At 51.1% G+C, this 21,962-nt stretch carries 20 protein-coding genes and 2 riboswitches; of the genes, 5 read left to right on the forward strand and 15 right to left on the reverse strand.

Translation table 11 applies throughout. From position 1 onward, the window contains the following. Positions 1-22 precede the first annotated feature (22 nt). Positions 23-787, reverse strand: a complete 765-nt coding sequence (locus tag GOM71_RS14480; protein ID WP_156282284.1) for a DODA-type extradiol aromatic ring-opening family dioxygenase — start codon at positions 785-787, stop codon at positions 23-25. A gap of 264 nt (positions 788-1,051) precedes the next feature. Between GOM71_RS14480 and GOM71_RS14485 the strand changes: the two genes are divergently transcribed. The 4 genes from GOM71_RS14485 to GOM71_RS14500 all read left to right on the forward strand — a co-directional run bounded on the left by GOM71_RS14485 (position 1,052) and on the right by GOM71_RS14500 (position 3,997). Next, positions 1,052-1,384 carry a winged helix-turn-helix transcriptional regulator gene (locus tag GOM71_RS14485; RefSeq protein ID WP_156282286.1) on the forward strand — a complete coding sequence of 111 codons (333 nt, stop codon included), beginning with the start codon at positions 1,052-1,054 and terminating at the stop codon, positions 1,382-1,384. Between the two features lie 335 nt (positions 1,385-1,719). Further along, positions 1,720-1,914, forward strand: coding sequence for a hypothetical protein (locus GOM71_RS14490; protein ID WP_156282288.1), 195 nt, complete (start codon positions 1,720-1,722; stop codon positions 1,912-1,914). Between the two features lie 40 nt (positions 1,915-1,954). Next, positions 1,955-3,301, forward strand: coding sequence for an arsenic transporter (locus GOM71_RS14495; RefSeq protein ID WP_483311045.1), 1,347 nt, complete (start codon positions 1,955-1,957; stop codon positions 3,299-3,301). A 21-nt stretch (positions 3,302-3,322) separates the two neighbouring features. Continuing rightward, a complete protein-coding gene (locus GOM71_RS14500) occupies positions 3,323-3,997 on the forward strand; it encodes a hypothetical protein (RefSeq protein ID WP_156282290.1) in 675 nt (224 codons plus the stop codon). Positions 3,998-4,048: 51 nt separating this feature from the next. Here the strand turns inward: GOM71_RS14500 and GOM71_RS14505 are convergent, their stop codons facing one another. The 10 genes from GOM71_RS14505 to GOM71_RS14555 all read right to left on the reverse strand — a co-directional run bounded on the left by GOM71_RS14505 (position 4,049) and on the right by GOM71_RS14555 (position 17,098). Then, a complete protein-coding gene (locus tag GOM71_RS14505) occupies positions 4,049-5,185 on the reverse strand; it encodes a bifunctional cystathionine gamma-lyase/homocysteine desulfhydrase (protein WP_156282292.1) in 1,137 nt (378 codons plus the stop codon). Further along, on the reverse strand, positions 5,185-6,108 hold the full coding sequence (locus tag GOM71_RS14510) for a PLP-dependent cysteine synthase family protein (RefSeq protein WP_156282294.1): 924 nt from the start codon (positions 6,106-6,108) through the stop codon (positions 5,185-5,187). Before GOM71_RS14510 ends, GOM71_RS14505 begins: the two co-directional genes overlap by 1 nt. 18 nt (positions 6,109-6,126) lie before the next feature. Further along, positions 6,127-6,768, reverse strand: a complete 642-nt coding sequence (locus tag GOM71_RS14515) for a class I SAM-dependent DNA methyltransferase (protein ID WP_156282296.1) — start codon at positions 6,766-6,768, stop codon at positions 6,127-6,129. A gap of 145 nt (positions 6,769-6,913) precedes the next feature. Next, entirely contained in the window at positions 6,914-9,232 is a 2,319-nt protein-coding gene (locus tag GOM71_RS14520) for a histidine kinase (protein WP_156282298.1), read from the reverse strand. Positions 9,233-9,242: 10 nt separating this feature from the next. After that, the gene (gene kdpC / locus GOM71_RS14525) at positions 9,243-9,863 is read right to left on the reverse strand and encodes a potassium-transporting ATPase subunit KdpC (RefSeq protein WP_156282300.1); all 621 of its coding nucleotides are present in this window, start codon (positions 9,861-9,863) and stop codon (positions 9,243-9,245) included. A gap of 44 nt (positions 9,864-9,907) precedes the next feature. After that, positions 9,908-11,944, reverse strand: a complete 2,037-nt coding sequence (gene kdpB / locus GOM71_RS14530; RefSeq protein ID WP_156282302.1) for a potassium-transporting ATPase subunit KdpB — start codon at positions 11,942-11,944, stop codon at positions 9,908-9,910. Between the two features lie 19 nt (positions 11,945-11,963). Then, positions 11,964-13,643, reverse strand: a complete 1,680-nt coding sequence (kdpA, locus tag GOM71_RS14535) for a potassium-transporting ATPase subunit KdpA (protein WP_156282304.1) — start codon at positions 13,641-13,643, stop codon at positions 11,964-11,966. 11 nt (positions 13,644-13,654) lie between these two features. After that, positions 13,655-13,732: a K(+)-transporting ATPase subunit F gene (kdpF, locus tag GOM71_RS25005; protein ID WP_156282446.1), complete on the reverse strand. Its 78-nt coding sequence runs from the start codon at positions 13,730-13,732 to the stop codon at positions 13,655-13,657. A 125-nt stretch (positions 13,733-13,857) separates the two neighbouring features. Beyond that, complete coding sequence (locus GOM71_RS14545) at positions 13,858-14,265, reverse strand: hypothetical protein (RefSeq protein WP_253944855.1); 408 nt, start codon at positions 14,263-14,265, stop codon at positions 13,858-13,860. 144 nt (positions 14,266-14,409) lie between these two features. Continuing rightward, positions 14,410-14,652: riboswitch (cyclic di-AMP (ydaO/yuaA leader) on the reverse strand. 411 nt (positions 14,653-15,063) lie between these two features. After that, positions 15,064-15,250, forward strand: a riboswitch (cyclic di-AMP (ydaO/yuaA leader). A 198-nt stretch (positions 15,251-15,448) separates the two neighbouring features. Beyond that, entirely contained in the window at positions 15,449-17,098 is a 1,650-nt protein-coding gene (locus tag GOM71_RS14555) for a histidine kinase N-terminal 7TM domain-containing diguanylate cyclase (protein WP_156282308.1), read from the reverse strand. A 176-nt stretch (positions 17,099-17,274) separates the two neighbouring features. On the opposite strand from GOM71_RS14555, the gene GOM71_RS14560 reads away from it, so the two are divergent. Continuing rightward, complete coding sequence (locus GOM71_RS14560; protein WP_156282310.1) at positions 17,275-17,625, forward strand: hypothetical protein; 351 nt, start codon at positions 17,275-17,277, stop codon at positions 17,623-17,625. 317 nt (positions 17,626-17,942) lie between these two features. On the opposite strand, the gene melA is transcribed toward GOM71_RS14560, so the two are convergent. The 4 genes from melA to GOM71_RS14580 form a co-directional block, all read right to left on the reverse strand. Continuing rightward, positions 17,943-19,457 carry an alpha-glucosidase/alpha-galactosidase gene (melA, locus tag GOM71_RS14565; protein ID WP_156282312.1) on the reverse strand — a complete coding sequence of 505 codons (1,515 nt, stop codon included), beginning with the start codon at positions 19,455-19,457 and terminating at the stop codon, positions 17,943-17,945. Between the two features lie 124 nt (positions 19,458-19,581). Beyond that, on the reverse strand, positions 19,582-20,463 hold the full coding sequence (locus GOM71_RS14570; protein ID WP_156282314.1) for an AraC family transcriptional regulator: 882 nt from the start codon (positions 20,461-20,463) through the stop codon (positions 19,582-19,584). Further along, entirely contained in the window at positions 20,460-21,224 is a 765-nt protein-coding gene (locus GOM71_RS14575) for an ABC transporter permease (protein ID WP_156282316.1), read from the reverse strand. Before GOM71_RS14575 ends, GOM71_RS14570 begins: the two co-directional genes overlap by 4 nt. After that, a complete protein-coding gene (locus tag GOM71_RS14580) occupies positions 21,217-21,951 on the reverse strand; it encodes an ABC transporter ATP-binding protein (RefSeq protein WP_156282448.1) in 735 nt (244 codons plus the stop codon). The genes GOM71_RS14575 and GOM71_RS14580 overlap by 8 nt, the downstream gene beginning before the upstream one ends. Positions 21,952-21,962 lie beyond the last annotated feature (11 nt).

Here is a 21,962-nt window from a genome sequence, read left to right on the forward strand (position 1 = left end):
CACCTACTTAACCGTATAAAGTTTAAAATTGGAATGATAGATAACTTAAAGTACCCAGCTCATAGCTTCTATGAATAACGGCCGGCGCTTTATCCGGTTGACCGGCGCCAAGCGCGATGTATAACGGCACGAAATGCTCGGCTCTCGGTACGGCCGCCTGTGCATTTGGCGCGAGGCTCTCATATTGGAACAAGTCGCGAAGCTCATGCTTCTCAAGCTTATCAATGAGCCAGTCATCGAATTGAACAGCCCATGGCTCCGCTTCCTTTTGCCCCCATTTGATTGCCCGTAAATTGTGAACCGTTACGCCGCTGCCGATCAGCAGAATGTTGCGATCTGCCAGACTGCGCAGCGCTTCTCCGATCCGATACTGCTCCTCCGGGGACCGATACGGATTAACCGATACTTGCACGACAGGAATATTCGCTTGCGGAAACAGCTTCGATAACAGCGTCCATGAGCCGTGGTCAAGACCTCGTTCCGTATCAAATGCGGATGGAATATCCTGCGCCTCCAATAATTGTCTCACAAGCTCAGCGGTTTGAATAGAGCCGCGCGCGTTATATTTTACCTGATACAGCTCGTCAGGGAAACCATAAAAATCATAAATCGTTTCGTATATATCGTCTCTGGAGCTAATTGTCGTTAATTCCGTTTCCCAATGGGCCGTAAAGATAACGATCGCATCCGGCTTCAGCTCCGCCCCCGTTTGGCGAAGGAATGCGGTATAATCATTCTCTTCAACTGCAAGCATTGGCGAGCCGTGCGCTAGAAATAATGGGGACAATCATTTCAACTCCTCGCATTATGGGCTTCAATATCACTTACTATTAGTAACTAATTATATATTTACAATTAAGTAACGTCAAGTTATGGACAATAATTAAGTTTGGTTGTATAAAATTGATATTAAGTTTATTATAAGGATAAGCAAGGTGAAACGGTTTCGCCGTACTTAACGGCGCGACGCGTTTCATTCCGAGAATTCTAAGCTCATTATACCGTGCAACTTATAGATTGTTGGAATTCAAGTTAAACGAGGTGAACGCAAATGGAGCAAACCGACCTCTGTCCGCGCCTGCAGAAAGGGATGGATCTTATTGGCAGACGTTGGATCGGCTTAATTATTTATCAGTTGCTGGCCGGTCCTCAACGGTTCTGCTCGGTTCAAGCAGCGCTTCCGATCAGCGGCAGGCTGCTGTCCGAACGATTCAAGGAACTCGAGCAGGAAGGCATTGTTACAAGAGATGTTTATCCCGACATTCCTGTGCGCATTGAATACTCTTTGACGGAAAAAGGGCGCGCATTGGAGCCGATCGTGCGTGAAATCCAGAAATGGTCGCAAGATTGGATCGAGCCTGAGCCGTCACAGCCACAATCTTAATACGGCGGTTCGCCGCCCTGCCGAAGAGCTTTCCAGCCAGTCCGTTAGCACGGGCGGCATGGAAAGCTCTTTTTTCATTTAACCGTGCAATACATTACGCTGCCTCGCAGCGTTATTTCGCTGTTCCGGCGCTTCGACGCGATATTTACCTGTGCCACAGCGTCCCTCCGCTGCGCCCTTGCGGCACAAAAAATAGGCCTTGTCCTTCCCGTAATTTATGTCCTGCATCGGCCTTTGTCCAGCACACTCTATTAACCCGGCACATATTTATAATCTATCAATACCTGCTAGTGACAGACGCAGGTGAACTTTCATTATTGGGAGGAACGATTCAGATGTTACTTTTATTAATCGTCGGTTTGGCTGGAATTTCGCTTTATTTTCTGCTTAGGCCCGTCAAAGCCGAGGAAGCTGTCGAGCAGACGGCAGTGAGCGCCGAGCTTCAGGTTGTCCTAATGCCTGTCCAATCTTCTATTCGATATGAGAGAGAAAGAGTCGATGCGCAGCAGCCGCTCGTTGTCGGCGAGTAAATTTATTTATGAACGATGATAGAAAATGAGGTGAGTCACATTGCTGCTGTCTTCACCGGTTCTTTTAACGCTAGTCGCCTTTCTCTTCACGATTGTCCTGGTCCTATGGCGGCCCCGAGGATTAAATGAAGCGGTCCCCTCGACGGTCGGAGCGTTTCTCGTCCTTATAAGCGGCGCCGTTACGCTCCATGATCTAGAACAAATAAGCGCTACCGTCAGCGGCGCGGCCATTACCATTATGGCTACGATCGTAATGGCAATCGTGCTCGAAAGCTTCGGCTTTTTCCAATGGGCCGCCGAAGGACTTGCCATGCGCGCCAAAGGCTCCGGCATTCGATTGTTCTGGTACGTCAATCTGCTTTGTTTTTTAATGACGCTTTTTTTCAACAATGATGGCAGCATCTTAATTACGACGCCCATCTTGCTCATCATGCTGAAACATCTCGGACTAAAAAACCATCAAAAAATTCCTTATTTATTGTCCGGCGCCTTAGTCGCTACCGCCTCCAGCGCACCGATCGGCGTCAGCAATATTGTCAATCTGATCGCGCTGAAGATCGTGCATATGGATTTATACATGCACACGCTTATGATGTTCGTGCCTGCCACGCTTGGTCTAGTTTTCCTTACAACGCTGCTTTTCATTTGCTTCTATCGACAGCTCCCAAAACGCATCCCTCTTACCGTATCTACCGCTCACCACCCCCTCAGCACACCTCTAGCCGAAAGAAGAAAAACATCACGATTCAGCGACAAATTTATGCAGTCCATTCTGCTATTCGTTTTTATCGTGCGTTTGAGCTTGTTCGGTGCCTCCTATATCCATGTGCCTATTGAATGGGTCGCCGTTTTCGGTTCGCTGGTGCTGCTTAGCTGGCGCTGGATTTACTTAAAAATGCCGCCCACTGACATACTCAAAAAAATACCTTGGCATATTCTCGTATTTGCCTTCGGGATGTACGTCATCATTTACGGCTTGAACAACATCGGTCTAACCGACAGCCTTGTCACGCTGTTCCAGCCGTTGGTTTCCGGCGACCTTATGAACGCAAGCCTGATGATGGGCGGGCTGCTCTCCATGATGTCTACACTGTTCAACAACCACCCGGCGCTGATGGTCGGCACGTTAACGCTGACTCAAATGGGGCTTGATCCGCTAACGCTAAAAATCGCCTATTTGGCCAGTGTTATCGGCAGCGATATTGGCGCTCTTATTCTTCCGATCGGCACGCTTGCCTCCTTGATCTGGATGCACATTCTGAAGCAGTACAAAGTAAAGATCAATTGGAAGGAATACGTTAAAGTGACGGCGATCGTTATTCCGCCAACTCTACTTTTCACGCTTGTTTTGCTGGCGCTTTGGGTTTCTTGGCTGTATCCGCATTAACGTATGGAGAGGAGTATTAAGATGACTCTGTTTAACGAATATATCGGCTATGAAATTAGCCTTGAGCTTTTCGGGAGCGGCACTCATACCGGCATTCTGATCGATGCTGGCCCCGACGCGATCGTATTAAAAAAAGACAACGAATATATGTATATCGCGACCAAGCACATTCATTTCATCGAATCGCTGTCCGGAGGCGCATCCGGCGATTTGAATGCCGACCGCTCGCACGAAAGCCATTTGACCGGCATCCCGCTATCCCGGATTGTATCCAATGCAATTGGAGTTCCTTCACAAATAAAACTTGATCGCCATCAGTATCTCTACGGCACTGTCACCAGCGTCTACGATGACTATTTTGAATTCGCCTCCGTTTCGCAAGGCCTATTATACGTCTCGCTTGTCCATTTGAAATGGATACGTCCCTTGCCGGAGGATCAGCAATGGTTCCAGCCGCCTGCTAATACTGAACATGATTCCGCTCCTGCCAGTCCGAGCACATTCAGCGAATGGCTGCTTTCAGCGCAAGGCAGCTCGATCATTATCGACTCAGGCACCGCTCCTCATAAATTCGGCCATTTGCAGCAATCCGACTATCCTTTCTTAAAGCTGTTGACGGCGGATAACAAAACCATTCGCTATAATGCGGAGCATATCAAATGTGTAAACTTGCTTGAAAAGCCTGCGCCCGCATAGAACGCAGGTTTTTCAAGTTCAGCGGCCGGAAAGCGCAGCGTGCGTCTCCCCCTATTGTTCGAGCCCTATCGCCAAATCCTCCAGCAAATCCTCAGCATCCTCAACGCCGACCGATATGCGAATCAAGCCTTCAGTTATGCCAAGCTTCTCGCGCCTCTCCTTCGGAATCGAAGCATGCGTCATTCGCGCCGGAATCGAAATCAAGCTTTCTACGGCGCCAAGGCTTTCTGCCAGCGTAAAATAGCGAAGCTTGCGAATGAGCTCCTCCGCTTTCTCCGCGCTTCCAACGTCAAACGATACCATCCCTCCGAAGCCGCGCGCCTGCTGCTTTGCCAGTTCATGCTGCGGATGGCTTGCAAGTCCAGGATAATAGAGTCTCTTGACTGCCGGATGCTCTTCCAGCAGCGCGACAACTTCCCGCGCATTGCGTTCATGCGCCTCCATCCGCAAACCAAGCGTCTTTAATCCGCGCTGGAGCAGCCAGGAATCATGAGGACCGAGCACGCCGCCGGTTGCATTTTGAATAAAATGCAGCCTTTCCCCAAGCACCGAGTCATTTACGACAGCAAGACCGGCCACGACATCGCTGTGCCCGCCCAAATATTTAGTCGCCGAGTGAATGACGATATCCGCGCCTAGCGGGATCGGATTTTGCCAGTACGGCGTGCTGAACGTATTATCGACGATGAGCAGCAGTCCATGCGACTTGGCCCATGCGGCAGCTGCCGCAATATCTGTAACTTTCAGCAGCGGATTGGTTGGCGTTTCGATGAATAACGCTTTTGTATTCGGCCGGATTGCCCGCTCCGCCGCCTCCAGATCGGTCGTATCGACAAAATTTGCCTCAATGTCCAATCGATTCATCACCTTCGTTGCGATCCGAAAGGTGCCTCCGTACACATCATCATTAATAATGATGTGGTCTCCGCTCGCGAATAACGTCAGCACCGCTGTTATCGCAGCCATGCCCGAGGCGAAAGCAAAGCCGCGCTCGCCCTCTTCCAAATCGCGAATGAGCTCCTCCAGCGCATGCCGCGTCGGGTTTCCCGTTCGCGCATATTCATAGCCGCGATGTACCCCCGGCTCTTCCTGCTTGTAGGTGCTCGCCTGATAGATCGGCACGCTGACCGCGCCCGTATGGGGATCTCCGGCAACGCCGCCATGAATAAGCTTTGTCAGCCGCCGCATCATAAGCCCCCCTCGTATATTTTTTTACTCAAGTACCGGTCGCTGCCGTCCGGAAATACAGTCACGATACGGCTGCCCGGAGACGCGTGCTCCGCTTCGAGAAGCGCAGCTTTCATAGCCGCACCCGACGAGCTGCCGACGAGCAGCCCTTCCACGAGCGCAAGTTCCTTAACGAGCTGAAAAGCGTCCTCGTCGCTTATCGTGTGCACGCCGTCGAAATAAGCGGTGTCCATAAAAGGAGCCAGCTTTTCAACGCCGATCCCTTCCGTCTTGTGCGAACCGGGCTTTCCTCCGGCCAGGATAGAACCCTCCGGTTCGACGATGACGGTACGGATACCCCGGTTCCGCTCCTTCAAATAAGCTGCCGTTCCCATGAAGGTCCCGCCGGAGCCTGCCCCGGCGACAAAAATATCGAGTTCGCCGTCCATATCCCGCCATATTTCCGGCGCAAGCGTTTTATAATACGTAGCCGGATTGGCAGGATTGGAAAATTGCGCGGGCGAATACCCTCCCGGAATTTGCTCCGCCAATTGTTCGGCTTTATGAATCGCGCCGAGCATGCCGAGCTCGGTTGGCGTGTTTATAACTTGCGCCCCAAGCGCTTTCATCAACTGCTGTTTTTCCGTGCTGAATTTCTCCGGCACGACAAATAGGACAGATACGTCTCGGCCGATTGCGGCCAGCGCCAGACCGATGCCGGTATTTCCTGCTGTCGGCTCAATAATCGTGCCGCCAGGCTTCAGCTTGCCGCTTTCAAAGGCGCTCTCCAACAATTCCAGACCCAGACGGTCCTTCACGCTGCCTCCGGGGTTCATAAATTCAAGCTTGGCGAACAATCGAACCTCGTTGGGCAGCGTGAATCTGGAAAGCTCAACAAGGGGCGTATTGCCGACAATATGCTGTACATTGCGGAAGTAAGCCATCCTCCATTACGCCCCCGTTCAGCTCGTTTTTGTCGCATCAATAAGCCATACGTAACGGTTAAGCCGGCTGAATGACGCTTGAAAGCCGTTCCGTTCCAGCATCGACCTTAGTGCGTCGATTGTCGTATAATATTCTGTTTGTAAATCAATGAGCAGATCGTTATAGCCCAACTCGCGCGCCGAGGCGTGAATCTGCTCCTTTTCCTCCGCATTTAAGTAGGCAGTGTCCGCAAAAATAATTTTTCCGCCGCTGCCAAGCAGCTTGCTGTAAATGCCGATCGCCGTTTCCTTTTCCGTATCGTTCAGGTGATGAAACGCATACGTGCTGACAATCGAATCAATTCCTGCGTCAATAGCCGGAAATTGAATGAAATCGCCATCCAGCAGCGTAAAAGCCAGCTCTCGTTTTGCGATTTGCTCTCGCATCCCCGATGACGGCTCGACCCCATACACCTGCAAACCTTTTGCAATCAGCTTTTCTGTCAAATTTCCGGTCCCGACGCCGAATTCGACTACTGTTCCGAAGCTTCGCGAGGCCACCGTCTCCAATATTTGCTCGTATTGCTCGAATACCTCTCGATATTGCTCATCCTGTCCGGCCACCGTCTGATCGTAATCCTCCGCCCACTTATCGAACAACTCGATAAACTCTCTGCCCATCGGCCATTCGAGCTCCTTTCGGATTCGTCTTAGCACCTAATATGCAATCGGGATGCTTGCAATATGTTATGCCGAGCAATGCGCCTTGGTGAGACAAAGCCCATGAAGAAAGCGGCGATCCGCAAGCGGTCGCCGCCTTTCCTGTTCATTGTTTATCCGCTGCAATTAACACATCCATATGACGGCCCATCCGCAGTATTCGCCTGACAATATGGCCCTGCCATAACAACTGTAATAATGATTTGTCCGACTGTCCGATAATAAGCTGGGTCGCCTTTACCTCTTTTGCTTCAACCAGCAGCCGATCAGCGATACCGTTTCGTCCTGCGGCGGCAGAGGAGTGAAACGTGCCGCCCAGCCGTTCCGTTAGAGCGATCAATGATAGCTGCTTGTTCTCCAGCGCCTCGCCCAGCGGATTCCCGTCGCTTACATAATGTACATGCCACTCGGCTTTCAGCCGGTAAGCCAATCTAAACCCGCGGCGAATTAATCTCTCCGAAGCGCCAGATCGAATATCGACGCCGATAAAAATAACTTCCCGCCTGTACAGCGGCCCCCGCAGCGTCCGGTTATAATTCCAAGCCTCCAGCCGCTCGTCAACGTCGTCGGCGATCTCCCTTAAAGCCAGCTCCCTCAGCGCAATCAAATTGCCCGTCGTAAAAAAAGCGCTCAGCGCCTGCTCCACTTTTGCCAGTGCGTAAATTTTGCCCTCTCTCATCCGCTGCTGCAGCATTTGCGGAGTAACGTCGATCAGTTCAACTTCATCTGCGAGCCGCAGCAGCGCATCGGGCACCGTTTCTCTGACCCGAACACCAGTCAAACCTTCGACCGCATCGTTTAGGCTTTCCAAATGCTGAACGTTAACGGTCGTAATAACGGAAATGCCGTGCTCCAGCAAACGCAGCACATCCTCGTAGCGCTTCTTCCTTGCGCTCCCAGGCACGTTCGTATGCGCCAATTCATCGACAAGCACCACTTCCGGATTGCGGCGTATTATTGCTTCCGTATCCATTTCTTCCAGCTTGGCTCCGCCATATTCGATCCTATTGCGAGGAATGATCGGCAGCCGCCCGATTTGATCTGCTGTTTCTTTACGGCCATGCGTTTCAAGCAGCCCGATTGCGGCATCAATTCCTTTGTCGAATAGCGCGTTTCCTTCCTGCAGCATTTTGTAGGTCTTTCCGACTCCCGGCGACGCGCCGATGTACACTTTCAGGTTTCCTCGGCTAAACGATTTCGCTTTTCGCTCCCGCTCCTCGGCGTTCAGCCGACGGAACAGATCATGCTTCTCGTTTTTCCTATGTTTGACCGGCAGTATCCGTTCTCCATCATGCTCCGCTCTGTCTGCAATCAGCAACAAATCTACGCCGCTTATTGAACGTAATACACCGTCTGCGAGCGACCCTTGCCAAAGCTGCTGCCACCTTCCTTGCTTAGAGTGGCCCATGACGATCCGAGTCGCTTTATGCTCTACCGCATATCTGGCGATCACAGACGGCAGTTTTCTTCTGCTTACGAAAGGCAATTCCTCGAAGCGGCCTTCTACTTTATCGACGAGCTTGACGATCGATCGTTTGAACGTCAGCTCGTCTGCGCTTAGCGCCCGTTTCGGATTAATGAAGGCGATCACGGACAGATCGCCGTTCAATCGCTTTGCGACCTGCTGGCCCCTTCGAACATAGAGCGATCCGTTCCAATGGTACTGCGCCGAGACGAGAATGCGCTCCGTTGCTCCTGAAGCGCCTTCAAGCCCTTGCTCTTCACGGTGTTTCTCCAGCGTTTCATTGACTCCTTCAGCCACGAGCCTTAATGAAAGCTCGCGGAGCACGCCGAGATTTCCACGCCGTGATATAGCGGGGTGCTGCGTGCCGAGCACGCCCTCCTCCAGCCGTTTCAGCATCGTTTCAGGAGAGACGTCAATGAGCCGCACTTCATCGGCAAGCTCCAGCGTATTGGCCGGAACCGTCTCTTCGGCCTGGATACCGGTCCATTTCTGCGCGATCTCATCCGCGCCATCCAGCTCATAGACGTTAACCGTCGTAATAACGCTGATGCCGCTATCCATCAAATACATAATATCCTCAAGCCTTGTGCGATGAGATGCCCCCGGCCGGTTTACATGGGCGAGGCCGTCGACGAGCACTACCTCAGGATTGCGTTCCAGCAGCGTTTCCAGATCAAGATCTTTCCGCTCGCTGTCGCCCTTCATCCAGCGGATGCTCGGAACCCTTTCAAAGCTGGCCGTTTGCCGCACCGTTTCCGGTCGTCCCAGCGTCGTAACAGCGCTGATGACAACGTCTCTGCCTTGTTCCTTGAGCTGTCTGCCTTCCTGCAGCATATGATACGTTTTGCCCGAACCGTTGACGGCGCCGATTATAATTTTCAGACGGCCTCTATGCAGCTTGGAGATGGAAAGCAGCAGCTCCTCTGGCGTTTTTCTTCTATAAATAGAGACCGCCTCCATAAAATCAGCTTTATTTTACCGTCAGACGTTGGTTCAACTGAATGTTAAGCTTCAGTACATTCACCCGTTCGTCGCCGAAAACGCCGAGAGACCGACCTTCTGTGTTCGCTTCAACCATTTGCGCAAGCTCTGCTTCCGCTATCCCAGTCCATTTGCTAATGCGCGGAATTTGGACCGCGGCAGATTTCGGCGTTATATGCGGGTCGAGGCCGGAGCCCGAGTTCGTCATTAGAGCAATGGGCAACTCACTGGCTGGAACGTCCGGATTGTCCAGCTTCCACTGCTCGATCGAGGCTTTCGTACGCTCCAGCAGCGCCGGATTCGACGGAGCATAGTTGTTCGAGCCTGAGCCAGCTGCGTTGTAGTCGATACTAGACACTCGGCCTTGAAAATATTTCTGATCCTTGAATGGCTGCCCGATCAATTCGGAACCGACGATGCTGCCTGTTTGATCTTTTATCAAGCTTCCGTTTGCCTGCTTCGGAAAGAGCAGCTGTGCCGCCCCTGTGCTGACAAGCGGATATATAATGCCGCAAAGAATAATAAAGACGACGCTCGAACGAATAGCTGCCATGAGGATCGAACCGCTTGTTTGCGGCTCGTTACCGGAAGCGGTTTGACTCGTTTGCATAGCGATAACTTCCTTTCTAACCTTCTATAATCGTTATCCTGAAATTAGACCCATAAATGTACAAGCAAGTCGATCAATTTGATACCTACAAATGGAGCAGCCACACCGCCTAAGCCGTAAATAAGCAAGTTGCGGCTAAGCAGCTTTTGAGCGCTCATCGGTTTATACTTAATGCCTTTCATCGCCAGCGGTATCAACAGCGGAATAATGATTGCATTGAAGATGAGCGCCGATAAAATTGCCGAATAGGGCGACCCTAACTTCATCACATTCAGCACGTTCATTTCAGGAATAACCGCCATAAACATGGCTGGTATAATTGCAAAATATTTCGCGATGTCGTTCGAAATGCTGAAAGTCGTCAGCGCGCCGCGCGTCATCAGCAGCTGTTTGCCGATCGCGACTACTTCAATGATTTTGGACGGGTCGGAATCCAGATCGACCATGTTGGCCGCTTCCTTCGCGGCGATTGTGCCGCTGTTCATTGCGATGCCGACATCCGCTTGCGCAAGGGCAGGCGCATCGTTTGTGCCGTCGCCGGTCATCGCAACCAGCTTGCCTTCAGCCTGTTCCCGGCGGATTACGGCAATTTTATCTTCCGGCGTACTTTCTGCAATATAATCGTCTACGCCTGCTTCTTTTGCAATGGTAGCCGCCGTGAGCGGATTGTCGCCGGTGCACATGATCGTTTTAATTCCCATCTGGCGCAATTGCTCAAACCGCTCTCTCATGCCCGGTTTCACTGTATCTTTTAAATAGATCAGCCCGAATATTTGTTTATCGACCGCTACCGCAAGAGGCGTACCGCCGGCTGAGGCGATGACATTCGCTTTATCCGTCAAGTCTTCGGGAACCGTCCCTCCTTGCGCGAATACCCAGTTCCGAACTGCATCGACGGCACCTTTTCGGACTTTTCTGCCATCCTTCAAATCGATCCCGCTCATGCGCGTCTCCGCCTTAAACGGAATAAACTCTCCATTGTCAGCAAGTTTAGCGTCGTAATTCAAGCCATGCCGTTTCATAAATTCAATAACGGATCTGCCTTCGGGCGTTTCGTCCATGAGCGAGCCGATTGCCGCCCAGCCGGCGAGAGCCGTGCTGCTGCCGTGTCCGCCGACAGCAACTAGCTCGCTTGCCATCCGGTTGCCGAATGTGATTGTTCCTGTTTTGTCTAAAATCATCGTATTAATATCGCCAGCCGCTTCAACCGCTTTGCCGGACATCGCGAGCACGTTATACTGCGTAACGCGGTCCATACCCGCGATGCCGATCGCTGACAGCAGCCCGCCGATCGTTGTCGGAATCAAGCAGACCAGCAGCGCAATCAAGACCGGCACTTCAAGATTGATATCGACAAACTTGGCGATAGGTCCGAGCGTTACGACAACAATCAAAAAGATTAGCGTCAAACTGGTCAACAGTGTGTTCAGCGCGATTTCGTTCGGCGTTTTTTGCCGTTTGGCGCCCTCGACAAGAGCGATCATCCGATCGATGAACGATTCGCCCGGATCGCTTATCACTCTTACCTTGATGCTGTCACTGACAACGCGGGTGCCTCCGGTAACCGAACTGAAATCGCCTCCCGCTTCTTTAATGACAGGAGCGGATTCGCCCGTAATGGCCGATTCGTCAACGGAAGCGAGTCCTTCGATAACTTCACCGTCGCACGGGATCAGCTCGCCTTGCGAAACGATAACCGTGTCACCTTTGCGAAGCTCCGTTGACTTGACGACTTTAATGCCGGTATCGGTTATTTTTTTTGCCGTAACTTCTTGCTTCGTTTTCTTGAGTGAATCGGCCTGTGCCTTGCCCCGCCCTTCGGCTAACGCCTCGGCAAAATTGGCAAACAACACGGTAAAGAGCAAAATAAGAAATACGGCAAAATTAAAGCCGATTCGATCCTCAGAGTCGAAATAGCCCGGGAGCACCGTCATGAGCAGTACGATAACCGTACCCACCTCAACAACGAACATAACGGGTTTTTTCATCATCGTCATCGGATTGAGTTTAACAAAGCTATCCAAGATCGCTTGCCGCAGCGTATCGCCCGTCAGCATGCTTTTTTTGCGGTTACTTGTCATGATCGTTCCACCTCATCCGTTAAAGGAGTGTCAAGTGCTCGGCAATTGGTCCAAGAGCAATCGCCGGCAGGAAAGTCAAAGCGCCAATAAGAAGTACGGTACCAATAAGGAGCACGGTAAACAGTACATTGTCGGTACGAAAAGTGCCAATCGTCTCCGGAACCGGTTTTTTTCCAAGCATCGAACCGGCTACGGCCAGCATCGCAATCATCGAAATGTAGCGTCCAAACAGCATGACAAGACCGGTGCTAATGTTCCAGAACGGCGTATTGTCGCCTAATCCTTCAAATCCAGAGCCATTATTCGCGGCAGACGACGTATACTCGTACAGCACTTGGCTGATGCCATGGAAACCGGGATTTGTAATAGCTCCCTTGCCTGCATCCGTTATCAAAGCGAGCGCTGTAGGCGCCAAAACGATAAGCGGATGAGCCAGTATGGCAACCGCGATCAGCTTCATTTCCTTCGACTCGATTTTGCGGCCGAGAAATTCCGGGGTCCTGCCTACCATCAGACCGCAAATAAATACGGCAAGTATTGCATACATCAACATATTGATCAGACCGACGCCCTTGCCGCCGAATACGACGTTGAGCATCATCTCAGCGAGCGGCACCAGACCGCCGAGCGGTGTAAGCGTGTCGTGCATATTGTTGACCGTACCGGTTGTGGCCGCCGTCGTAACGGCAGTAAAGATCGCTGATCCCGCAATGCCGAACCGGACCTCCTTGCCTTCCATGCTTCCTTGCGAGTCGTCGATGCCAAGAGCGGTTATAACTGGAGTTCCTGCTTTTTCCGCAGCATAAACCGTCCCCAGGAAGACGAGGAACAATGCCATCATTGCAGCGAATACGATCCAGCCCTGCTTCTTGCTGGGAGCGAATAGGCCGAACGTGTAGGGAAGAGCAGCCGGCAGCGCCCACATCGAAAAAATTTCGATCACGTTCGTTAACGGATTCGGGTTTTCAAACGGATGCGCTGAATTTACGCCAAAAAATCCGCCGCCGTTTGTTCCCAAATGCTTGATCGACTCCAGCGATGCGACCGGCCCAATCGCAATTTGCTGAGCAGCGCCTTCAAGCGTCGTTACGGTAAGCGTCGGATCTAGCGTTTGCGGTACTTGCAGCGCTACGAGCAGCAGCGTTACAACAAATGCAGCCGGCAAAAAAATCCGGGTGTGAGCCTTGACGAAATCCTCGAAAAAGTTGCCGATATTCGAGCCCCGGCTCGTAATGCCGCGAATGAACGCAATAGCGACCGAGAATCCGGTTGCCGCCGACGTGAACATCATCATCATAATGACTGCCATTTGCGACAAGTAAGAGAGCGCGCTTTCTCCGCTGTAGTGCTGCAGGTTCGTATTGGTAATGAAGCTGATAACCGTATTGAAAGTTAACGTCGGCTCCATATTGTCGATGCCGTTCGGATTGAACGGAAGGGCCTTTTGCAGCCTAAGAATGAGGCAGCTTACTGCCACAAGAACGATGTTTGTTACGATAAAGCTGATCGCGTATTTTTTCCAGCTCATGCCGTTTCGATTTTTTAGACCGATTAGCTTATAAATCAGTCTTTCAGTCCCCCCGAACAGCCTATCCGTCCGGTTCGCCTCATTCGAAAATACATGATATACATAAGTACCGAGCGGTTTGACCAAAATCACAAGCATGGCAACAATGACCGCCAGTTGTACAATATCCATCGATATTCCTCCTAAAACTTCTCGGGGTTAATAAGTGCATAAACAAGATATAGAAATAGAAACAGCGTAATGCCAGCAATGATAACCATCACCTATCTCCTTCCTTGTCTTCCACCGTACCGTCGCACCATCTCATAAAGCCGGCGAATAATACAAAGACCGCCGCAAGCGCAGCTATCATATATAAATCCGTCATCTTATCAAAAACCTCCCATTATTCGCCCGGCTCCCTGTCTGCAAGCAAGAAACCGACTTCTTCCGCCTGTGTATAGATGACATGGTCTGCGCCAAGTCCTTTATAAATCGCTCGCGGATTCCATTTGTGCGTAATGATATAAATGTTTCCGGATGTCCACTGGCGGCAAATCTGCAAGTACCGACAGCTTAGGGCAAGACTGCTTTCAAAGATGTACACATCTTGTACCGCAAATTCCGGTATAGCTATTTTCGCAGCGCCTGTTTGAATTTGAATGATGGAAGAAGCTCCTATCGCATGCAGCCGTTTCGCTTCCTGTTTGTTGTTCGTCAGCACCGTAAAAGGAAGCTTCCGATACAGCAATTGCCGAATAAAATTGATGCATGCTTCACTCGAGCCAACAACCGCAATTCGTTCCTTATTCACAGCTTCCCCCCCTGCCTGAGCGGCTTTTTCGGAGAAAAGGCAACAAAAAAGAAGCCAACGGGGAGCAGAGGTGCTTCACCCGCGGCTTCTTTGGACATAGCTAAACAAAGATTAGCTATGTCCATTCGCACACGTCGATTGTCGCCTCTCTCAACTATACGCTTACGAGGTTAGCTGTCGGATTCGGGCAGTGAGAGTTGCCCTACGTCGACCGGATTCCATGGCTTCCGGCCTTCGATTCACCCCTGCGGCGCCAGTCCGACTCTCACATCGGATTACAGCGCCGCTGTAAGCAGACCGATTCTGTACCATTCAGAACGAATCTTGTCTGCTGTGGTTCCCCCGCTTCCCGTTCGCGAACGAACGGAAACTCAGCGATTGTATTGCATTTCACAAAATGGAAACTTATTTCGTTGCCATGAATCGAATCATACGCCTCGCCTCTATTTCATGTAAAGCGGATGCAGGGCTCGTTTTTTATGAAAAAGGAGGCTCTATCTCATTTCACAACGCTTACATATATACACTTCTCTATCACTCTTCGATTTTCTCTCATTTCCTTCATTTTTTAAAAATTAGGCATACAGCAGTACTGGATGGTTTGGGAAGGATTTAGCCTCATCTTTTCCTTTCAGCAATCGAGAGAGCATGAGTGAGTATAATGGCGAATGAACTGGATTTTCCAGCGGAAAAGGCAGTTCAAATTCAATTTTGCCAAAATGAAATGTCAAATCGGGAGAAGGACGTTTTACAAATCGCCGCCGTAGGTTTAAGATGAACGCCGAAGCTAATATCAGCTCATAACAATCGCTGAATTCTAATCAAGAAGCGGGGAAACCAATGCTTCCGGTTGCACCTATTGAGAAATGGGGCATAGACCGGATGCGAGGGGTGAATCAGGCGATGCCGCGCCGCGGCTTGCTTGTAGGGAGGCTCTCTATTCCGAATCCGTCAGCTAACTCCGTAAGCGAACAAGAGGAGTGCTGCTGAGAAGACGAACGAACAACAGCTTCATCAGTTGTTTCTAGACGCAATCAGCCATCTGGACGAGCAATCGGATGCAACCGGCAATGGAGTTGGCCTTCTGCTTCAGGCAGACTATTATTTGTCGATGTACTAGCATATAAAAAGCGGACATCGGCGTTAAACAACAAGCCAATGTCCGCTTCTTTATCATCTGTTCTCATGCCGAGGTGCCGGTTACTTTCTTGAACTTGCGGCTGTCCTCCGCCACGGCACGAACCGTATTTCGTCCGCTGTTTTTCGCCTCGTACAATGCGCGGTCAGCTGCCTTCAACAGCTTTTCGATGCCGTTTTCCGATATTTCGTCGAGATCGCCGCTCGACACAGCCACGCCGAAACTGGCTGTTATTGCTATGGATTGCGAACGGCGCGGCAGCCCCATCGGCTGCTCCTCGATTTTTAAGCGCAGCCGTTCTGCAGCCGCTTCGGCCTCTGCCGGCGACAATCCCGGCATCGCGATGACGAACTCCTCGCCGCCATAGCGAGCAAACACATCTTCCGGCCTCAGCAAGCTGCGGCAAACGCCTACAACATGGAGCAGCGCACGGTCACCGATATCATGTCCATACTCATCATTTACGCTTTTGAAATGATCGATATCAAATAACACAATCGAAAGCTTTTCCCCGCTGGCAACCGCTTGGAACAACAAAGCTTCGCTTTTATGAATAAAGTGCATCCGATTGTAGATTCTCGTCAAGCCGTCATGGTATGCCAGAATGCGAAGCTGTTCCTGCAGCTTAACCCGTTCGGTCACATCAATGAGAACGATAAGCTTGCCGATTTCCTGATTGCCTTTATTACGCACGATGGAGGAACGAATTTGATAAAAATAAGCTTGTCCGTCAATCGTCCACTTCACGCCCTCGCCGGTATCCTTGCGCTCTTCAGACTCTTCCGTCTCGTTCTGCTCGTTGTCCGGCAAGCCAGGCAAAGGCTCCTCCGTATGCCGATTCCATAATGGTTCAATCGGATGGCCAAGAGAGCTTGCGGCAAGCTCCGGCAATACGGCGGCAGCCGCTGTATTGAAATCAACGAGCCGGTTGTTGAGATCCAATACGAGCACGCCGTCCCCCATGCTTTCGAACAAATAGTCTCTGGCAATCGGGGATACGTTAAACATTCCTTTAGAAGCAAGCGCCCACATATAGAGAATGGAAGTTATCATCATAATGACGGGAATCGGATCGATGCCTTCAGGCGTCAAATTGCTTAAATACAGGAAATCGCCGATTATCGGAAGGAGCAGACCAAGCAGCATCGTCATATACTGGAGCCGATAGGACGACTTCATCCTGTTCCAGTAAATCAGCAGCAGAACGACGCTTCCGATCATGCATCCAAAAGTAAAGCCTCCCTGAATGATGTACCAAGGACCAACATCCAGATCAACAGTCGGGAACGATGCGCCCGGCCTTATCTCGACGGAGCGATAATAAGAATGATGCCACTCATTCGTCATAACAAGTACGGTGGTAATCGCCGGCATAACAAACAGCGCTGCGATCAGCCATCGTTTCAGCAATCGGTCCATCCCTAGAAAATACATGATCAAAAGCAAGCTAAGAGGCGGAAGATACGGCATGCCTAAGTATTCGATTTTTACCCAAAACATTATTTCAGCCAGCGAATCTGCGGACAGCTCCAGCGCTGATCCAAAAATATAGACCGCTGACAGAAAGCACAACGCGATAAAGCTTCGCGACATTGGCTGCTTCGCGCGATTCAGCAGCACATAAATTCCCATTATGACATTAATGACGCCGGCAGTGACGATAAACGTTATGACGGCGCTATGCGGTGTCCCCATTGTTCTTAACACTCCACTCAGTCGGCCGGTTTGGCCGAGTACGCATCTTGCCTACTTCCTGTATGTTAACATAAATTGGTCGAATGATGCACGACTATAACAATGTTTACTTCGGGCAACATATTATCGTCGAACAAACAAACGTTCCAGATGTTCCCGAAAGGCGGTTATCGGAGTTGATATATGTTTACAGCCTTGCATGTTTAATCGGCGGACTGTTTATTGTCAATGCCGCATTTGCTTATCAGAACAATCATATCGACCCTGATTTTTGGTCGATATTGAAGTTTCAAATTGCCGGAATCCCGATCTTTATGACAGCCAACATGCTCATTATCTACGGTATAAAATTCGGCTATCGGGCATTCAACAGCTTGACGTTCGTATTAAGCGCATCCAAAGGATTGGAGCTTTTCATCTCTGTCGCCGTCGGCTTTTTATTTATGAAAGAAACGCCAGGCTGGAGAACATGGACCGGACTCGCGGTCGTGTTAGCCGGCGTCGTTCTCTCAAAGTCAAAAGGGTAATTCGGGTAGATAGCCTCAATCAACCCATCGCGATCCAGTAGTAATGTAGACAAACCAAACCTGCAAAAGAAAGTTCAGTTGTTTTTGATGCTATACGCCGATAAAACACAAAAGCCTGCAAAAGTGCAGGCTTTGAGCTACATAATTGCTGAAATCCGAAAAGATGCGGTGATAAGATGCACTTTCGGGTTTCAGAGTAAATGACGAACGAGTAATGGAAAAAGATGCACTTTTACAGGTTTTTCTCTAATTTTCGCACCGCGCGCAGCGCCCAACAAGCGGTGAGCGGTAAGGGTCTCAACAGGGAAAAAGCCGAACTATCGCTGCTCTGACGCCGCGGCCGGACGTTCTTTCGCCTTATCCGACTCGCCTGCGTTGCGGTTTGCGCTTTCGCGGTCTTGCTGCATCTCCTCGACCGATTTCACCTTTAACCTTGCCGCTCCGTTGTAGTCGCGCGTCGGAATGCGAGGCTCAGAAGCAAGCCGCTCCTTCGCCGCAGCGATTGCCGCGCCGTATTGCGGCAGCCATTGCTCCTGCGCGACAAGCATCTCATCGACCATTTGCCATATTTCCTTCGGATTGCATACCGCGCCAACCAGCGGATCCATCATCATCGCTTGGCGCAGCAGCTTGTCGTCGCCATGCACTGCTGCTTCTACCGCAAGCCTTTGCACCGAAATGCTGACATTGCATACAGCCGCGCAGCCGAGCGGCAAGTCGCCCACATGCGGCATGCTAATGCCGTTGCGGTCGGCATAACCCGGAGCTTCAATAATTGCATCTTCCGGCAGGTTCGAGATGACGCCGTTATTTACGACATTGAAATGTCCGCGATAGACGCGTCCTGTCTCCAATCCTTCAATAATGTAAGAGCCATGCTCGTGTCCGCGTTCCTCCGGCGTATATTTGAACGCAGCATCCTTCATCCAGTTCGGGAAGTCGGTTTCGAACCAGTTGCGGCCTTCCGTACATACACGCAAATAACCGCCTGTCTCGCCGTTTATCCACGTCCCCAGATCGATCCAATCTTGAATCTCTTCCGGGCGCTTCCGGTACCAAGGGACATATTCGCTCAAGTGGCCGTTCGACTCCGTGCTGTAATAGCCAAAGCGGCGCAGCATGTCGATGCGGACCTTCTCCGTGCGGCTGAATTCCGGATGCGCCTCGAACGCTTCGAGCAGCTTTCCGGTCATGTCCTCGCCATTATGCTTAATTTGCACATACCAGGTTTGATGGTTAATGCCGGCGCAAATAATATCGACCTCTTCCTGCTTCAAGCCAAACGCTTCGGCAATTTGCCAATGTCCGCCTTGAACGCCGTGGCATAGGCCGATCGTGCGAACGCCTCCGTATTTATTGCATGCCCAAGTGAGCATTGCCATTGGGTTCGCGTAGTTCATCAGCAAGCAGCCGGGCTCCGCCACCTCGCGAATATCTTTGCATATTTGCAGCATTTCCGCGATTCCCCGTTGACCGTACATAATGCCGCCAGCGCAAATGGTGTCTCCCACGCATTGATCGATGCCGTATTTCAACGGTATATCAACGTCATGCTGGAATGCCTCCAAGCCGCCCACACGCACCGTTACAAAAATATATCTCGCTCCGCGAAGCGCTTCCCTTCTGTCAACCGTCGGCTGAATACGAATCGACAGGCCGTTCTCGTCAATGTCGCGCTGGCATAGCTGTGTAACCATATCCAGGTTATGAGGATTAATATCATGAAATGCGACTTCAATGCCGGCAAACTCCGGAACGGTCAATAAATCCCGAAGCAGCCCTCTTGTAAAACCGATGCTCCCTGCTCCGATAAAAGCAATTTTAAACGACATGCGGATCGCGCCTCCCAAATGTGATGTGGTCATATTTCTCACTCACATTGTAGCATCAGCGATAGAAAAACGTTTTCACGATTATGACTTGTATGCCGAGGCCATGTATAAAATAATCACTTCGCTACTCGCGGAAATCCTTACGAACCGCCTTCCGATACGATTGAGGCGTGCAGCCGGTATGCTTCTTGAACAGCGTGCTGAAATATTGCCGGCTGTTCACGCCGACGTAACCGCTGATCTCAATAACGGGAATGTCGGTCTGCTCCAGCAGCATCCGGGCTTTTTCCATGCGAAAGCGAGTCAAGTAGTCCATTGGCGTACAGCCCATTCCGCCGCGAAATACGCGGTGCAAGTAACCGGGATGAAGATTGACTGCCTCCGCAATTTCCTTAATCTGAATATCGCAGTCATAGTGATGATGTATGTAGTCAACCGCTTTGCGCACATAAGCGTCCGTCGTATTCGGAAGCGCCCGATCCGCCTCGCGCGACAGCCGGGCGATGCGAAGCAGCAGCTGTGACAGCAGCAGATCGGCCAGCAACCGGCTGCCTCCGCGTCCTCCGTCAAGCTCCAGCACAAGCGATTTAAGCGTCTGATACACCTCGCTTGGATCGTTCAACAGCAAATAGCCGCGTCTCGAGCCAAGCAGACCGCTCAGTGCATCATCTGCAGCTGCAAGCTCTTTCATCGACGGCGAACAGCCCTGCTCGCCGGCGCCAAACTCAAATTCGACGTTCAGCATACGGCAAGAAGTGCCGGGGGCTACGATTAGCCGATGCTCGATATCGGCGTCGATGACGATGAAATGCCCTTTTTCCATAGCAAAAGACTGCTCTCTCGTCTCCACGACGCAAGAGCCGCTAATGACATACATAATTTCGACTGCCGTATGCGAATGATGTGCCATTTCGAAGCCGTCCCATTGTTTGAAATAATAGGCGACAACTCGCGGGCGAACGTCCAGATCGGTCAACGACCCATGAAAAATGCGATTGCTGTTCATCGTTGTGCTCCTATACTTGGGATAAGCCGCAAATCGTTCGTAAACCAGAGCCGGTAACTGATCCGGCTTAATAGCATTGCGGTAATCGCCGCCGATGATGACAATACGAACATAATGAGCATCTGGTAGCGAACCGCTTCGATCGGATCTGCTCCAGCCACGATCATGCCCGTCATCATGCCCGGCAGCTGTACAAGTCCAACCGTCTTCATGCTGTCGATCGTCGGGATCATGCTCGAGCGCACTGAGCGTTTCACGGAACCGCGAATAGCCTGCTTGGCCGACGCTCCAAGCGCCAGCAGCGTCTCTACTTCTCCTCTTGAGGCTTCCAGCTCACGCTTCATTTGATTGAGATAGATGCCTGCAACGACCATCGAGCTGCCAATTATAATGCCGCTGATCGGAATGATATAACGCGGCGTCGGTTCAATAATCGACAATCCTAGCAGCAGCGCCATCGTCAGCCCTTCCGTGCAGGCAAGAGCAATCGCGATGCGCAGCCGCAAGCCGCGAATTTGCTTGGCGCGCGAACCGGCGTTCCATGCCGCTACTCCGATCATCGACAGGATGATAAGGACAATAAATATCGGATTGCGTGTACCGAATATGTAATGCAGCACATAACCGATAAACAGCAGCTGCACAGCGGTTCGCACCGTTCCGATAACGATATCTTTTCCAAGCCCCAGCTTTTGCTTAATCGACAGAAACACCGTCACGGCAACAAAAACAAGCGTGCATGCCAATGCAAGATTACTCATCCGCCGCTCCCTCCTTGCCGTATGTCTTCTGTATAAATCGTCGTGCCTGCTCTGTCAACGGCCGCTCGAAGAAAGCTACCGTACCGCTTCGTTCCAGCAGCTTTCCTTCACCCAGAAACCAGATTTGATCGCTTACCGCTCGGCTTTGCCCGAGGTCATGCGTAATCCATATCATTGCTGTTCCTCTAGATAAAGCCCATTCATTCAGCATAAGCTCGACCATCTCCTTGCTGCCTGGATCAAGCGACGATGTCGTTTCATCCAGCAGCAGCACTGCGGGCTGAAGCAGCATGGACCGTACGAGCGCAACTCTCTGCTTCTCGCCTCCCGACAATTCGGAGGCGGGCTTTTTCCAGTCCAATGCCTCTAATCCAGCGCCAGACATACAGCTTCGGGCGAGCGGTTCATCAAACGGCATGCCGTGAAGCTCGCTCGCCGTTCGCAAATTTTGCTCAACAGTCCCAGGCAGCATGACCGGCATTTGCGCTACATAGCCAATTTTCTTTCGCCATTGCTGGGGATTTGCCTGCGCGCTGGAGCCACCCTCGAATAAAATCTCGCCCTCGTCGCGAGCGTCAAGCAACGCCGCAATTCGCAGCAGCGTGCTTTTTCCTGTGCCAGACGCGCCAAGCAGCGCAATCCGTTCGCCGCGTTCGATTGTTGCTGAAACATCTCGAAAGATCCATTCTTCGGGATTATCCGGTTTTATTTTACCAATCTGATTCATATTCAATAGCG

The organism is Paenibacillus sp. NEAU-GSW1, assembly GCF_009737085.1.
Lineage (GTDB): Bacteria > Bacillota > Bacilli > Paenibacillales > Paenibacillaceae > Pristimantibacillus.